The following is a 15537-nucleotide window of genomic DNA, read 5'->3' as shown; positions in this document are numbered from 1 at the left end:
TCGAATACGACGCAAAGGTAAAATAATTTTATAGGAAAAACAATCCACCCCCTTCAGGAGAATTATTAACTACTGGACAATTTTGAAGAAAATCACAGCACTTTGGAGCTCGCATGGAACTCATTTTATTTAGTTGCCAAAAAATATCCCATTTCTTTCTAATTTGTCCCTTTAAGATAATAATTTTGCCGACCCCCGTTTAATATGAGTGCATTGCATAGTATATTAAACTCTTAACTCCAGTAAAATACAATCTAGACCTACAAAATGGGATTATTTGACTTTTTCTCAAGTGATATCGCAATAGACCTCGGTACTGCTAACACCCTGATCATACATAAAGATAAAATCGTGGTAGATGAACCATCAATCATCGCCATCGACAAAACCACCAATCGTGTCTTGGCCGTGGGTAGGGAAGCGATGAATATGCATGAGAAAACCCACGAAAACATCAAGACCATCCGCCCGCTGAAAGACGGTGTGATCGCCGACTTCTTTGCCGCTGAGCAGATGATCCGTGGACTGATCAAAATGATTCCCGGTCAGAAAAAGGGGATGTTTCCCCAGTCTCACCGCATGGTAATCTGTATTCCGTCTGGCATCACCGAAGTAGAAAAAAGAGCCGTACGTGATTCAGCAGAGCATGCCGGAGCAAAGGAAGTGTATATGATCTTCGAACCCATCGCTGCAGCGATAGGAATCGGGATAGATATCGAGAAACCAATGGGCTCCATGATCGTGGATATCGGAGGTGGAACTACGGAGATTGCCTTAATCGCACTTTCCGGAATCGTTGCAGATCAATCCATCAGAGTGGCTGGAGATACCTTCACCAAAGACATCCTGGACTACATGCGCCGCCAGCATAACTTGCTGATCGGAGAGCGCTCTGCTGAAAAAGTAAAAATTGCCATAGGCTCTGCACTCACTGAGCTGGAAGAACCACCTGAGGACTACGAAATCCGGGGACGTGACCTGATGACAGGGATCCCTAAGGTGATCAAGGTTTCCTACTCAGAAATTGCTTTTTCGCTGGACAAATCAGTGTCAAAAATCGAAGAAGCTGTACTCAAAGCACTAGAAATTTCTCCACCGGAGCTATCTGCCGATATCTATGACAACGGCATCCACTTGACAGGTGGGGGAGCTTTGCTGAAAGGGCTGGACAAAAGACTTCACCAGAAGACCAAGCTTCCTATTCACATCGCCGAAGACCCATTAAGAGCAGTGGTCCGGGGTACCGGAACAGCCCTGAAAAACGTACAAAATTTCCGTACTGTACTGATGACATAAATTCTGAATGCTACGCATCCTCCAATTCCTTTATAGCCTAAGGTCTTTTCTTCTATTTGTTTTACTTGAAGTATTGGCGATCAGCTTGATTGTTTCCAATAATTCACCTCAGGGTGCAGCTTTCTTCAATAGTTCCAATGCGGTCACCGGGTCAGTACTCAAGACCCGATCGGACATTGTGGATTTCTTCTCTCTGGCAGAGGCCAATGACGCCTTGCTGGGAGAAAATGCCCAACTGATGGAACAGCTAAAGTCGCTCAATGTGTCTCCAGATAGCAGCTTTATCCCCTTGGATTCTGTGCTAGCTGCGCAATATGATTTCAAAGGTGCCCGGATTATTAGCAATTCTATTCGTTTTGCGCAGAATCACCTCACCTTGAATAAAGGCTCCAATGATGGCGTAAAAGCGGGAATGGGGATCTTCAATGAATCCGGAGTGGTAGGCCGGGTCAAATCTGTCTCCGCAAACTATGCCGTGGGCATATCGCTATTGAATACTGGACTTTTGGTTTCGTCTAAGATCAAATCGAATGAGGTCTTTGGGTCGGTAAACTGGGACGGAAAAAACTCCAGTCAGGCCAAGATGTTATATGTGCCCCGCCATGTACAGGCTCATCCCGGGGACACGGTAGTGACTTCAGGATTCAACGCAGTCTTTCCCGAAGGTATACAAATAGGAATCATCGCTGAGGTGGAGCAGGGCAGTGACCCGAACTACCTGGACATTCTGATAAATCTCAGCACAGATTTTAGCAAAGCAAACTACGTATACCTGGTAGAAAACAACCAAGTGGAAGAACTCGACTCCTTATATCAGCAATCAGAAATAATCAATGAATTTTAGAAATCTGATTTCATATATTTTCATCATACTTTGCCTAGTCATTATTCAGGTTTTATTGCTGAAAAATCTGGCACTTTTCGGCGTGGCATTTTGCTTCATCTATTTGCTTGGAATCTTAAGCCTTCCTATAGGAATCCAAAGCTTCCCCCTGATATTGGTGAGCTTTCTGTTGGGACTGGGCGTGGATGTATTTTATGATACCTTAGGTTTGCACGCAGCCGCAGCTACCTTTTTGGGATTTCTACGCCCCCACTGGCTGAAGGCCATCAGTCCTACCGGCGGATATGATGATTCCAGTAAACCTACCATGACCGAAATGGGGATAGGCTGGTACCTAAGCTATTCTTTTCCCCTGGTATTTGCTTTTTCATTGGTCTTTTTTATTGCGGATCAGTGGGGCACTGGAGGATTATTTGGCGTGCTGAACAAAAGCTTTTTCTCCTCGATATTTACAGTCATTTTGGCTATTATTGTACAACTACTGTTCTTCAAACGTAGGAGAGGAATCTGATGAACGACCAAAGACCCGTAGCAATAATCATTTTCATTTTCTTGGTAGGTTTGGTGCTATTGACCAAGCTATTTATGATCCAGGTAATGGACGACAGCTTTATGAAAAGAGCTGAGCGTAATGCCATACAGCGCGTGGTAGATCACCCCTATCGCGGGCTGGTCTATGACCGTAACGGAAAATTGCTGGTGTACAACAATCCTATATTTGATCTAATGATCGTACCTAAGGAATTTGAAGTTGGCGACACGACTAGGTTTTTGGAACTATTTAAGATTTCTAAAGAGGAATTGATTGCTTCTTATGATGCAGCGCGTAAATATTCCTCGGTAAAACCCTCCACTTTTATCAAGCAGATTTCTACCAATGAATTTGCCAGAATTCAAGACTTTTTGATCGATTACCCGGGCCTGTTTATCATGACCAGATCCGTACGTTCCTATCCAGAACCTGTGGCCGCCCATGCCCTGGGGTACATAGGAGAAATCAGCAGTAGACAGCTGGAGCGCGACAGTTCTGATTATTATGTCCAAGGTGACTACGTAGGCCTGAGCGGAATGGAACGCTTCTATGAGGATCAGCTGAGAGGCGAAAAAGGAGTGAAATACAAAATGGTCAATGTACGGGGTGTAGATAAAGGCCCCTTTAAAGATGGAGAATATGACACGGCATCCGTAGCCGGCCATAATGTAAACTCCTCCATAGACATGGACCTGCAACAATACGGTGAAAAGCTGATGATGGGCAAAACCGGTTCCGTGGTAGCCATAGAGCCAAAAACAGGAGAAATACTCTCCATGATCTCCGCCCCATTCTATGACCCAAATAGTCTTACCGGTTCAGATTTTGGAAAAAATTACACCGCCCTGAATGCCCTGGAGACCAAGCCCCTGTTCAACCGCCCGATCATGGCGACTTATCCTCCTGGATCCATCTTCAAGATTGTCCAAAGTCTCATTGGACTTCAGGAAGGGATTTTGACGCCAGAAACTACTTATGCATGTAACAGATCCCTAGTAGCGTGCCATAACCACCCATCTCCGGTCAACCTATTCGGAGCTATACGAAACTCCTGCAATCCCTATTACCATCAGGCATTTCGCCGGATTATCAATCAAGAGGTGTCCAGCAACACCTATAAGGATACTGAAATTGGCCTAAACGCCTGGCGTGAAAAGGTACTGAAATTCGGACTAGGTGGAGAATTGGGTGTGGATATGCCCAATGAGAAAAAAGGACTGGTTCCAAATAGTGCATACTATGATCATTATTATGGAAATGGCCGTTGGAAATATTCCACCATTTATTCCTTATCCATAGGTCAGGGAGAGCTTTTGGTCACCCCACTTCAAATGGCCAATTTGGCAGCGATTTTTGCCAATAAAGGCTATTATTATACCCCTCATTTGATACGTGCCATTGACGGAGACAAAAGTAAAATCCCAGCAGAATACCAGATCAAGCACGAAGTGGGTGTGGATGCTCATCACTTTAATATGGTGCAGAACGCCATGGCTGAGGCACTATACGGTACGGCTCAGCGTGCTATCATCAAGGATATAGAAGTAGCTGGAAAAACAGGAACTGCCCAAAATCCACACGGGGAAGACCACTCCGTATTTATAGCCTTTGCACCTAAAGAAGATCCAAAAATCGCCATCGCGGTATATGTGGAAAATGCAGGCTGGGGCGGTAGAGCTGCTGCGAGTACCGCATCTCTGATGATAGAAAAATACCTCAGAGACAGTATCTCCAGACCCGAACTGGAAGAATATGTAATAGCCGGAAATTTCATCTACTAATGAGAGAGGCCGATATCAATATCAACCGGGTGGACTGGGTCACCGTTTTGATCTATTTTGCACTAGTGCTGATCGGCTGGTTCAACATCTATGCGGCAGTCTATGATGGCCAGGTAGACAAGAGCATTTTTGACTTTTCTATCAACTCAGGTAAGCAACTCGTTTGGATAGGAACTGCTATAGCCCTGATAATAGTCATCATGGCCGCTGATTATAGGCTTTTTGAAAACCTCGCCATCCCCCTGTATATTTTCTTCCTGATTCTTTTGGTCATTACGCCCTTTGTGGGCAAAGAGGTAAACGGACAAGTACTATCCATAGGCGTAGGTTCCTTCCGTATTCAGCCCGGGGAATTTGCCAAATTTGCCACGGCGCTTGCTCTAGCAAAATTTATGGAAAGGCCCACATTCGACCTATCCAAGCCCAATTTCCAACTCCGGGCATTCGCAGTGCTATTGCTGCCAGTGGTATTAATTATTCTGCAACCGGATACCGGTACAGCCATGGTTTATTTCTCCATGCTGATCATGTTTTACAGAGAAGGGCTTCCACAGAAGTATTACATACTGGGAATCGGGCTGATTGCCCTGGTCCTACTGGCATTGGGAATAGAAAACAACCTTTACCTGGTCGCTGCTGTTGTGGTAATTGTCGGGATTTTAATTGCCATAGGCAAAAAAACACCGCAGCGAATCATCGCTTTTACTGCTATAGGCATCGGGTTGATCGCATTCATCTACAGTCTGGACTTCGTAGTATCTAAGCTCCCGGTACATCAGCAAAACCGAATAATGGTTTTGTTCAATCCAGACCTGGATCCACTTGGAGTTGGCTGGAATGTCACCCAGTCCAAAATCGCCATTGGCTCGGGTGGATTGGCCGGTAAAGGCTACCTGCAGGGCACCCAGACTAAATTTGATTTTGTGCCGGAGCAGCATACCGATTTTATTTTTTGCACCCTTGGAGAGGAGTTTGGTTGGCTGGGCAGTCTGGTGGTTATCGCTCTATTTGTCACCTTACTCACCCGCTTGGTGATCATGGCCGAGCGGCAAAAAAATCGATTCTCGAGGATCTACGGGTATTGTGTGGTTTCGATTTTGATGTTTCACTTCATGATCAATATCGCCATGACCATAGGCCTATTTCCGGTGGTAGGTATTCCCCTCCCGTTTTTTAGCTATGGGGGATCCTCACTCTGGTCATTTACGATTTTACTCTTTATTTTCATCAAAATGGATAGCTCCCGAGCGCTTCAACTCGGCAGAATGGGCTAGGAATCCAAGAGCTTTTGGAGCCAGATCTGCTTCTGCGGTTCTCTATATTGCTGCGCAAAATCAGTGTGAAATCTATGCTTGCTCAAAAAGTTAATCTGTAATTCCTTCCACTGCTTTTGAGTGCTGATCACATTCATGTTTTTCAACTCGACCAAAAGTTTTTGGCTGATTTCAGGATAGTCTTTCCTGCCCAGGTAATCCAAGTCTGCATCACAAATGATCCTTTGAAGGTGGTTTGCTGGAGACTGTGGGATTTTAGTAGCCATAACCAAACCTTTCACCCTGGTAATGATATCTGCTGAGAAACCCAATTGTCTCATGAGTTTAGCAGCCATTTCAGACCCTACCTCCTCATGGTTTGTTGGGCCTTTCAGGAATCCCATATCATGTACTATCGCCCCAATCCTAAGCAGGTAACGATCCTCTGCGGGTAATTTTTCTCTTTTGATGTATTGATTGCAGACATGAAGTACATCCAAGGTATGCTCCAGGCCGTGATAGGCCAGCTCCTCAGGCAAATGGCGTTTCAGGTCTTCTAAAACTTGCTTGCGTAATCTGAGGTATCCTTGCATACAATTAGGGATTAATTAAAAGGCTGTTTTAATCGCATAGTAAAGGATAAATACAAATACCAGCCCGATGTTATAAGCTAAATACCTTACCGAGAGGTTGACGTTTTTGAATTTCGCCGCGGTGATTTTCGCATTAATATAGACTTGCTCTCCCAGCTGATCAAAAAGCGGACGCCGCTGGGTATTTACCTCCTCCAGCTCTTTTACGTATTCTTTGATCGGCCCATAGGAGGATATTATATCTCCGAAGAAAAAGACACTTTTGTCATAATTGGTTTCGATCTGTGGCATAAAACAGCGAAAACTAAAATAAATCGAAATCACACTGAAGAGAAACCATAACCCCATGAAACCATAGGTCAGATAGTCATTGATTGCCAGCTCGATCAGGTGTTCATAGAACTGAAAAAAGACATTCATCAGCAGTCCATAAAAGGACAAAACCAGACCGGCTTTGATTTCAGAGGCTTTGATCAGGTCCCGTAGGTACATGATCAAATACCAATAATTATCTACTGAATCTATACCGGCATCAAATGGTGGAAGGTCTTTAATATCTTGAAGTTTCTTACGCATCGGAGCGATCTACTGATTTTGAAAATATGCACACTAATCCAAGATAACCGCAGATTTAAGCAATTCCTATAGATTGAAAGCTTTTGATGTCAAAAAAGAAGCATTCCTGATCCCTGTAAGGACCAAAGCTTCGCCAATAAAGTTGGAACCGTGGATCTACAGCCCTGAGCGGTGATACTCACAGTGGCAAAGCAGCACCTTCTAGGACCTCAGCGGTTTAACCCTTAAACCTCAAACTTACGGTAGACCAGCAGCAGAAACTCCTGAACCGGCTCGGTATTGGGAGACCAATCCAACTCAGAGACATACCTGCTATTGACCAGACCTATGGCTTCATCAAAGGAACCGCATTGATCTATGGATTTCAGGGCATGTCTGAGTAAATCCGCATTGCCATCGAAAAGCTCCTTGGTAAACATAAAGCGCTGGTTAATTGCTACGTTTTCTCCCAACTCTCCCATAATTCCTTTCATGCCCTTGTAAGAAAGTGTCTCAAATTTAGCCCTCAACTCATCCGGATCTAAGCCTCCATTACCTGTATAAACAGGTATTACTGGCTTCGGCTTAGGCTGCTCTTCTAGGGGTTTTGCAGGTTCTTGAACCCTTTCAGTTACCGGTTCCGGTTCATTTTCCATTTGGTCAAAAAATGAACTTTTATTCTCTTCTTCACTTGGCTCCGGAGCTGGAGAAGGGGAGTTTTCAGCCGGTGATTCGCTTTGGAAGTACGTATCCAAATCAAAAGGCTTCACCTCTCCCAGCGTGGCAACTAACAGATTCACCGATTCCATAGAATCCTCAATAGCTTGGTAGTTTGCAGCAATAGCGCGGATATATGCTCCCTCATCATGTCCAAAACCGGCTTTGTCTATCAGAAAAGTAATAGCCTGGGAATGCCATTTATAATATTTCTTATTTTCCTTTAAATATTCATTGATCTGGTTTTCGGGTGCTTTTCTGACTTCATTTTGATAAAACCCTACCGGATCGGTAGCTAAAACTATGGCTTGCTGCACGGCGATCTCCAGCAGCGGCTGCAGGTGTTCCCGCTCTACTTTGATCCGTTTGGAAAGCACATTCATAAACTGCGTAAGCGCCTCATGCACTGACACATCCCTATAATCAAAGTAGGGATTGCTTTTCAGTTTGGCCAGTTCCTCCTGCCAAAGTTCAAAAAGGCGCTTAATGATAAAGAAATTGACTTGGGTGCTATTGGTCAACTGGACTATATCCTGCCCGGTCATGTATTGTCGAGCAGCGAAAAACTGATCGCAGACCGTAGTGGCATAATCTTGGGCGTAATTTTCTAAATAATTGCTGTTAATTTGAATTGTCATTGAAGAGTGGTTTTTACAAAAGTCAACGAACAAATGCCTCAAATCGTCATAGAAAATCTATTTAATCTGAGGATTAATTCTACGCATGTCAATCGTAAAGTTATCGAATTAATTCATGAAAACGGCACCGATTGGATGCATGCTTGCGGTAAAAAAGGACGTTGCACTACCTGCAAGATCATTCTCAGGTCCGGGGCAGAAAACCTCTCCCCTCCCAGCAAGCCTGAACTTGATTTCTTGGCCTCCGGAAGATTGAAAGCCGGTGAGCGCCTGGCCTGTCAAGCGGAGCTCCATACAGGCGAAATCATCGTTCGCGTGGGGCAATACAATAAGTTTCCACATGTAAAATATAGCGAATAGACAGGGTATGTTTTTAGAACCTTCCATTGGACTGCAAAAATCAGCCGGCAAAAAGGGACAAATCGAGGTGATCTGTGGATCCATGTTTTCGGGCAAAACTGAAGAACTGATCCGTAGACTCAACCGTGCCCGTATTGCCAGGCAGAAAGTGGAAATCTTCAAGCCAGCCATCGACAAGCGCTATGATGAAAACGACGTGGTCTCGCACAATGAGACATCGATACGCTCCACTCCGGTCAATTTTGCGGACGACATCCTATTGTTAACTGGGGAATGCGATGTGGTAGGTATAGATGAGGTGCAGTTCTTTGATGAACAGGTAGTCGAGGTCGCTAAAAAATTGGCCCTGCAGGGCAAAAGAGTCATTCTTGCCGGTTTGGATATGGATTTTGAGGGGAATCCTTTTGAGCCTATGCCCAAGCTCATGGCCATCGCTGAATTTGTGACTAAGGTAAATGCCATTTGCATGAAATGCGGTGACTTGGCAGCATTTTCGTTTCGGCTTTCTGATGCAAAAGAAAAAGTCGTATTAGGAGAAAAAGAAAGCTATGAAGCACGTTGCCGAAAGTGTTTTTATGAAGACAAAAAATAAATTCAGTTGGCAGTCTCAGAATTCAGTCACAGTTGGACCTTGTTTCCCTACAATGCCAAAATACCGCTGCCCGATGTCTTGATATTTAATACTTGAAACTTGAAACTGAAAATCTCGGTTCTCGATTCTTGGTTCTCGATTCTTAGTTCTTGTTTCTTAGTTCTTGTTTCTTGGTTCTTGACTCTTGATTCTTAGTTCTTGGTTCTCCATTCTTGGTTCTCGATTCTAAAACACACATGCTCAAAAAAACCCAGGGAATAGTACTCAGTTCCATCAAATACAAGGAAACCAGCATCATCGTGAAGATTTTCACACGGGAGCTTGGATTGAAATCCTATTTGGTCAATGGAGTTCGTAGCCAGGGAAACAGATCAAAAATAGCTTTGTACCAGCCCTTGACCTTGCTGGATATGGTGGTGTATGACAAAGACAATGGAGGGTTGCAGCGGGTTTCCGAAGCCAGACTGCTCCAAGCAAACCAGCTAATCCCTTTTGACGTCACCCGAACCGGCATCGCCCTGTTTATGACAGAGGTGACGAGCAAATCCATTTATGAAAACTACCAAAACGAAAATCTATTTGACTTTCTGCAAAACTGCGTCATACATTTAGACAGCAAGGAGGTTTCCATGGCTCAATTTCCCCTGATTTTCCTGATAGAAAATGCACGATACTTGGGATTTGCCCCTGAGAAAGCACTTGGTTTTTTGGCTGAAAGCCGTTCTCAACCATTCAGCAAGTCTGAGCTCCTACAAGCCGAAGTCTACCTGGAAGCCTTGATGAAAGATTCATTTTCTAACCAACTAAAAATCGGAAAGGGTTTAAGACAAAAGCTTTTGGACCATCTATTGGATTTCTACAGTCAGCATTTGGATAATCCGGGAAACTGGAAATCTCTGGCTATCTTACGACAAATCAGCAATTAAGAGGCACATATTTGCCAAAAAACACAACTCAGAAAATAATTATTTGGTTTATCCAAACACAAGACTTAATATTGTGACATCACCGTGAATGAGCAAGTCAGCCCACTTTGACTTGAAGTATTTCCTGCAGATCTTTTTTGCTCAGAAAATCATCCACGATCCCAAAATCTGTATACACTACATTTTATTTATTTCATACCCTCTTTATGTACAACATAGAAGAACTCAGAGTCAGATTATTATCTGAACTGAAGGAAATCGCAGAGGAGCTTGGTGTCAAGAACCACAAATCTCTCAAGAAAGACGAACTCGTCTATGCCATCCTGGATCAGCAGGCCATCACCCCCGAGAAAGCCCTCCCTAAAAAGAAACCTTCAGCTACAGAAGCTACCCCTCCCAAACCAAAGGAAGCCGAAGGAAAACCAAGTTCCCCTCAGGCAAATCCCAAAGAGGAGCCAGAATTCAAGCCTAAATTCAAAAGACAAAATGTAACGGCAGTTCCAGAAACTGCAGAAACATCCAAGCCAGAGGACAAAAAGGCGGCTGAACCATCCCCAAAGGAAAGTAAACCAGCGCGTCCATCCCGAAAGGAGGCAGCTCCTGCCAAAGCAGAGCGTAAAGCTCCAGCAGAAGCAGCAGCTTCTGAGGAACCAAAAACGTTCAGACCGAGGAGAAAGGTCATCGAAGAAACTCAAAATACTGCCGATACCAAGGACGAATCCTCCAATCCGGGCACAAAGCCTGCAAAACAGGAGCAGGAAGTAGAATTGCCAAAAAGACGCAATTTCAAGTCTCAGGACGAGGTCATGGCCCCGGCGGCAGAAACCGTTTCCCATCCCAACAGAAAAAGAAATGGCGTGAATCCACGCGAATTTGACGGGGTAATCGAAAATGAAGGCGTACTGGAAATGATGCAGGAAGGGTACGGATTCCTCAGATCCCTAGATTACAACTACCTGGCTTCACCAGACGATATTTACGTTTCTCCAAGTCAGGTCAAGCTTTTTGGGCTGAAAACCGGTGATCATATCAAAGGCTCTATCAGACCTCCAAAAGAAGGTGAAAAATACTTTGCCCTCTTAAAAATAGGAACTGTAAACGGCAAAACTACTGACGAAATCAGAGACCGGGTTCCATTTGAATACCTTACCCCTCTTTTCCCGGAAGAAAGATTAAACCTATCTACCACTCCGGACAAGTTTTCTACCCGTGTATTGGATCTTTTTGCTCCCATAGGTAAAGGTCAAAGGGGTATGATCGTAGCCCAGCCAAAGACTGGTAAAACTGTTTTGCTGCAGCAGATCGCCAATGCCATCACCAAAAACCACCCTGAGGTTCACCTGATGATCCTACTGATCGACGAACGACCGGAGGAGGTGACTGATATGGCCAGATCCGTAAATGCAGAGGTGATATCCTCCACATTTGATGAGACGGCAGATCGGCATGTGAAGGTTTCCAACATCGTGCTGGAGAAAGCCAAGCGTATGGTGGAAGTAGGACATGATGTAGTGATCCTATTGGACTCCATCACCAGACTTGCCAGAGCTCACAATACCGTAGTACCTAGCTCAGGAAAGATACTTTCCGGCGGTGTAGATGCCAATGCACTTCATAAGCCGAAGCGCTTCTTCGGTGCAGCCAGAAATGTAGAGCATGGTGGATCACTGACTATCATCGCCACTGCATTGGTAGAGACAGGTTCGAAAATGGACGAGGTGATCTTTGAAGAATTCAAAGGAACCGGTAACATGGAACTGGCACTGGACCGTAAGTTGGCAAACAGAAGAATCTATCCATCTATCGACGTACTCAACTCCGGTACCCGCCGCGAGGATCTACTGATGGACAAGGAAGAGATGCAGCGCGTGTGGATCCTTCGTAAGCTGATGAGCGATATGAACTCTCAGGAGTCCATGGAGTTCTTGCTACAGCGAATGAAAGGAACCAGAGACAATGCGGAGTTTTTGATTTCTATGAACGGGTAGAAAATCCAAAGTCTAAATATTTGAATGCCCTTCTGATTGTGACAAATCGGAAGGGCATTTGTTTTATAAACCTGCCTATCCCACTGATAAGTTGAATTACATTCTAGCCTATTAGAAAATAAATGAAAACACTTATATAGGATTTAAAAAACATTTTTAGCTGTACATTGTTGAAGATAGCAAAACCTTATTTACTTTTGCAGAACGCATAATAGCTTAATCCCTAACCCATTGGGCAAACCTAAGCCCTAAGTTTCCTAATTAGTCCTTTGATGAAGAATCGAATTCTTTTCGTATTTCTGAGTTTTTGTTTTGCCCAGATTTTCTGGGGTGGAGACGTGTGGGGGCAGTGTGTTGGCTGTTCTAGTGATAAAACCTACATTAGTAAGGGTTCAGGAACAGTTATAAATGGTAATTCGGACTGGACACCATCAGGAAAAATTAATAACGGCTACTCTATCCTACGCTTTGATGGCCCAAATGCTATTTATCATTGGGAGGAAAATGATCTAAGAATAGGTGGAGTTGTCTTGGCAAATGGAGCAAAATTGAGTTTAGACAGAGGAAATCAAGGCAACAATCCAGGATTTAGTATTCAAGGAGGTTGTATTGTAATCGGAAGTGGATCTTCGCTAAGCATGGTTTATATCACAGAACTTCGAGATGTAACCATTTGTGTGGAAGAAGGTGGCAGCTTAATAATGGATTCACGGGAAGAAACACGAAATGATTTTACCCTTAATGGGGTTGAAATAAATTTACAAGGGCCAAATTCAGAAATCGTGATAGGTGAGGCAGATTTTACAATTGGCTCTGGAGGAGTAAATATTACAGGATGGACTGGAGATGCAACTGACCTTTGTCCGACTACCGTCTCTGGAGTTGCAGGCAGCTCAGGGAACATTTCCTGGACTTCTGATAGTGACGGTTCTGAAATATGTAAATTCTTAAATGCAAACGCTGGATGTGGACCCGCAGGATGTGATGTTGTTGTAAATGGAAACACGATAACTGGAACAATCCAAAATGGTTCAACTATTTGCATTAGAGGTAACCGAAACAATGCTTTAGATCTTCAAAACAGAAGCGATCTAACTATCTGCGTCGCATCTGGAGTTACATTTTCAGGATTCTTTACCAATTATAATACTTCTAATAAGATCATTGTAAATGTGTATGGCACTGTACAAGGCGATTTGACTTTAAACAATACCCTGAGCTCCTTTAATGTATTTTCAGGTGGCCAATACAACAACTACGGAACACTCAACATTCAAAATGGGTCAGCTTCCAATCAAGGAACCGTTTCTAATTCGGTCATAGTATCCACGAACTCGACCTATTTCAACTCAGGAACCCAGTCCGGACAAGTAACTTTAAACAATTCCTCAGTTTTCACGAATAATGGCACCCAATCTGGACAAGTGATTGTCAATAACTCTTCCACCTTCACTAACTCCGGAAACTCTTCCAATTCAATTACTCTTAACAATATCGGAAGTTATAATAATTCGGGTGTTCAATCAGGAAATGTGACTATGAACCACCCAAACACAAACTTTTCGATTGCTAGCGGAGGAAGTCAAACAGGCGGAGTAGTTACTATTAATGATGGTTCATTTGTGAATAATGGATCCATCACAAGGCCAGTGACTATTTCAGGTACAGGCTCTTATATTAATAATAATTCTCACACCGGTGATTTAAATGTAAATGGTAATAGTTCAGTGATCAACAATGGGACGATGAACTTGACCAACTTAAGCTTTAATACCAATAATTCAGGTATGAGCTTTTCAAACTCTAATGTAGGTCGATTAATTGTTGCCAATTCAACTACAATGAATGGAACTATTGTATTAAATGGAATTTCTACCTTCAATAACAACCTATCATTTACCACAGACAATGGAGATGTAACTGTATCGGTTAATGATAATGCCGAACTAACAGTTCTAGGAACGATGTCTCTATCTAGAAACAGTTATTTTTATTTAACAAATCCTGGAAATTCTAGCCCCTCTACTTCTGTAATCGTAAGAAATTTGGATTTTCCAAATGATGGAGGAGCAAGCATACGCCCTTTGGAAGTCGGATCCAATACCTACTTTCAGGTTTTAGATGTTGCTAATTTACAAAGCGGAACTTCTCAATTAATTATTGAAGGTGAGTTTAAAACTGGAACAATGTTTAATCCTCCTGGGACTGAATGTAAAAACACATTAATTGTGGGAAACAATGGCGGAGGAACACCAATTAGAATTCAGGTTAAAGGAGATGGCCTCTTGGATGTAACAGGAAGTGCTTCAGTGAGTAAAAACATTTCTGCAACAGAAAATGGTATTATTAATATCTCATGCAATCTACTAATGGAAAATAACGGAGACAATTCCTTTACCATAGATGATAATGTAGATTTAACTGTAGGAGGCAACACAACGCTCAATAAACCCATGTATGTATCTGGTAATGCTCAAATCACTTTAGAAGGCAATCTTAGATTACCTAATGTAGCGAGTGAACTTGTGATCAATGATGATGTGATTTTTTATGTGGGAGGTAATACTTCTGTTGAAAGTCCAATTAGAATGAATGCCAATGCCTATGTAACTTTTGATGGAAATGTTAACCTTCCAAATGTAGGTGGAGCACAATTTACTGTAAATGAGAATGCGGATATTTTAATAACAAGCAATCTTACAAAAAGCGGCGGAAACGTAAGTGTTGGAGGAACTGGCCAACTAGTAATTTGTGATCAAAGATTACCAGCAGGCTCCATTAGTGGCTCATATCCTGATGCTTCAAGTAGTGGGATTTCCATTGACGCATCTCCCGCCTACTACGGTGGCTGCCGCATCCTCCCCGTCCAATTTCTCTCCTTCAACGCCACCTTCCAAGCCCAAGACCGCTCTGCCATACTCGACTGGTCCACAGCCAAGGAATGGGAAAACTCTCATTTTGAGATTGAGCGGGCGGTAAATTCAGTGAAAGAATGGGAAACCATAGGTCAGGTGGAAGGAACAGGATATTCTGATATACCTGTAGCATATGAATTTACTGATAATGAGCTCCCAGAATCCGGTGGAAATATCTTCTACAGACTGAAGCAGGTGGACTTCTCTGGCAAATACAGTTATAGCAAGACCCAAGCTATTCAAGTTGAGCCTGAGGAAAGTGGTACCGCTTGGACAGCCTACCCTAATCCTAGTAGTACAGGCTCAGAAATTGCTGTGGAACTCACCCAAATTGATCAATATCACGAAGAGCCTATTACCTTAAGATTAGCTAATATGCTTGGTGAAGGCCAAACCCTCCGACTTAACTCCCCGAAAGAAGTTTCGGAGACAGTCACCAATTGGATACGCCAAAAGAATAAAGGTCTCTACATTCTTGATATCAGATGGGGCAGTCATGCACAGCAACTCAAGTTGCTCAGGCATTAAAAACCAAGATCAAGCCGCT

The 15537-nt window shown here is 43.4% G+C and carries 13 protein-coding genes; 10 read left to right on the top strand and 3 right to left on the bottom strand.

Features of this window, described 5'->3' with window-relative positions:
• Positions 1 to 267 precede the first annotated feature (267 nt).
• From PBT90_RS00190 to rodA, 5 genes are read left to right on the top strand one after another with little or no spacing between them, the layout of a single operon-like run.
• Complete coding sequence (locus PBT90_RS00190; RefSeq protein WP_264808343.1) at positions 268 to 1296, top strand: rod shape-determining protein; 1029 nt, start codon at positions 268 to 270, stop codon at positions 1294 to 1296.
• 7 nt (positions 1297 to 1303) lie between these two features.
• Positions 1304 to 2140 (top strand): rod shape-determining protein MreC, encoded by an 837-nt coding sequence (gene mreC / locus PBT90_RS00185; RefSeq protein WP_270130993.1) that lies wholly within the window; start codon positions 1304 to 1306, stop codon positions 2138 to 2140.
• Complete coding sequence (locus PBT90_RS00180; RefSeq protein WP_264808341.1) at positions 2130 to 2651, top strand: rod shape-determining protein MreD; 522 nt, start codon at positions 2130 to 2132, stop codon at positions 2649 to 2651. The genes mreC and PBT90_RS00180 overlap by 11 nt, the downstream gene beginning before the upstream one ends.
• Entirely contained in the window at positions 2651 to 4453 is a 1803-nt protein-coding gene (gene mrdA, locus PBT90_RS00175) for a penicillin-binding protein 2 (protein ID WP_264808340.1), read from the top strand. The genes PBT90_RS00180 and mrdA overlap by 1 nt, the downstream gene beginning before the upstream one ends.
• Entirely contained in the window at positions 4453 to 5727 is a 1275-nt protein-coding gene (gene rodA, locus PBT90_RS00170; RefSeq protein ID WP_264808339.1) for a rod shape-determining protein RodA, read from the top strand. The genes mrdA and rodA overlap by 1 nt, the downstream gene beginning before the upstream one ends.
• On the opposite strand, the gene PBT90_RS00165 is transcribed toward rodA, so the two are convergent.
• From PBT90_RS00165 to PBT90_RS00155, 3 genes are all read right to left on the bottom strand, one after another.
• Complete coding sequence (locus PBT90_RS00165; protein WP_264808338.1) at positions 5724 to 6299, bottom strand: HD domain-containing protein; 576 nt, start codon at positions 6297 to 6299, stop codon at positions 5724 to 5726. The genes rodA and PBT90_RS00165 overlap by 4 nt on opposite strands.
• 15 nt (positions 6300 to 6314) lie before the next feature.
• Positions 6315 to 6875: a Pycsar system effector family protein gene (locus PBT90_RS00160; RefSeq protein WP_264808337.1), complete on the bottom strand. Its 561-nt coding sequence runs from the start codon at positions 6873 to 6875 to the stop codon at positions 6315 to 6317.
• A 224-nt stretch (positions 6876 to 7099) separates the two neighbouring features.
• On the bottom strand, positions 7100 to 8209 hold the full coding sequence (locus tag PBT90_RS00155; protein WP_264808336.1) for a hypothetical protein: 1110 nt from the start codon (positions 8207 to 8209) through the stop codon (positions 7100 to 7102).
• A gap of 33 nt (positions 8210 to 8242) precedes the next feature.
• On the opposite strand from PBT90_RS00155, the gene PBT90_RS00150 reads away from it, so the two are divergent.
• The 5 genes from PBT90_RS00150 to PBT90_RS00130 all read left to right on the top strand — a co-directional run bounded on the left by PBT90_RS00150 (position 8243) and on the right by PBT90_RS00130 (position 15518).
• The gene (locus PBT90_RS00150) at positions 8243 to 8569 is read left to right on the top strand and encodes a (2Fe-2S)-binding protein (protein WP_264808335.1); all 327 of its coding nucleotides are present in this window, start codon (positions 8243 to 8245) and stop codon (positions 8567 to 8569) included.
• A gap of 7 nt (positions 8570 to 8576) precedes the next feature.
• Entirely contained in the window at positions 8577 to 9161 is a 585-nt protein-coding gene (locus PBT90_RS00145; protein WP_264808334.1) for a thymidine kinase, read from the top strand.
• Between the two features lie 236 nt (positions 9162 to 9397).
• Positions 9398 to 10087 carry a DNA repair protein RecO gene (gene recO, locus PBT90_RS00140; RefSeq protein ID WP_264808333.1) on the top strand — a complete coding sequence of 230 codons (690 nt, stop codon included), beginning with the start codon at positions 9398 to 9400 and terminating at the stop codon, positions 10085 to 10087.
• Between the two features lie 206 nt (positions 10088 to 10293).
• On the top strand, positions 10294 to 12075 hold the full coding sequence (gene rho, locus PBT90_RS00135) for a transcription termination factor Rho (protein WP_264808332.1): 1782 nt from the start codon (positions 10294 to 10296) through the stop codon (positions 12073 to 12075).
• A gap of 272 nt (positions 12076 to 12347) precedes the next feature.
• Positions 12348 to 15518 (top strand): autotransporter outer membrane beta-barrel domain-containing protein, encoded by a 3171-nt coding sequence (locus tag PBT90_RS00130; protein ID WP_270130985.1) that lies wholly within the window; start codon positions 12348 to 12350, stop codon positions 15516 to 15518.
• The last annotated feature ends 19 nt before the right edge of the window (positions 15519 to 15537 follow it).

This window comes from Algoriphagus sp. TR-M9 (genome assembly GCF_027594545.1).
GTDB lineage: Bacteria > Bacteroidota > Bacteroidia > Cytophagales > Cyclobacteriaceae > Algoriphagus > Algoriphagus halophytocola.
The sequence above is the reverse complement of the archived record's forward strand: the minus strand, read 5'-3'. Positions and strand labels throughout refer to the sequence as shown.

Bases quoted from the DNA above. Each gene is read 5' to 3' on its own strand.
- PBT90_RS00180 (WP_264808341.1), top strand. From the start codon at position 2,130: ATGAATTTTAGAAATCTGATTTCATATATTTTCATCATACTTTGCCTA.
- rho (WP_264808332.1), top strand. From the start codon at position 10,294: ATGTACAACATAGAAGAACTCAGAGTCAGATTATTATCTGAACTGAAG.
- rodA (WP_264808339.1), top strand. From the start codon at position 4,453: ATGAGAGAGGCCGATATCAATATCAACCGGGTGGACTGGGTCACCGTT.
- PBT90_RS00130 (WP_270130985.1), top strand. From the start codon at position 12,348: ATGAAGAATCGAATTCTTTTCGTATTTCTGAGTTTTTGTTTTGCCCAG.
- PBT90_RS00145 (WP_264808334.1), top strand. From the start codon at position 8,577: ATGTTTTTAGAACCTTCCATTGGACTGCAAAAATCAGCCGGCAAAAAG.
- recO (WP_264808333.1), top strand. From the start codon at position 9,398: ATGCTCAAAAAAACCCAGGGAATAGTACTCAGTTCCATCAAATACAAG.
- PBT90_RS00150 (WP_264808335.1), top strand. From the start codon at position 8,243: ATGCCTCAAATCGTCATAGAAAATCTATTTAATCTGAGGATTAATTCT.
- mreC (WP_270130993.1), top strand. From the start codon at position 1,304: ATGCTACGCATCCTCCAATTCCTTTATAGCCTAAGGTCTTTTCTTCTA.
- PBT90_RS00190 (WP_264808343.1), top strand. From the start codon at position 268: ATGGGATTATTTGACTTTTTCTCAAGTGATATCGCAATAGACCTCGGT.
- PBT90_RS00160 (WP_264808337.1), bottom strand. From the start codon at position 6,875: ATGCGTAAGAAACTTCAAGATATTAAAGACCTTCCACCATTTGATGCC.
- PBT90_RS00165 (WP_264808338.1), bottom strand. From the start codon at position 6,299: ATGCAAGGATACCTCAGATTACGCAAGCAAGTTTTAGAAGACCTGAAA.
- mrdA (WP_264808340.1), top strand. From the start codon at position 2,651: ATGAACGACCAAAGACCCGTAGCAATAATCATTTTCATTTTCTTGGTA.
- PBT90_RS00155 (WP_264808336.1), bottom strand. From the start codon at position 8,209: ATGACAATTCAAATTAACAGCAATTATTTAGAAAATTACGCCCAAGAT.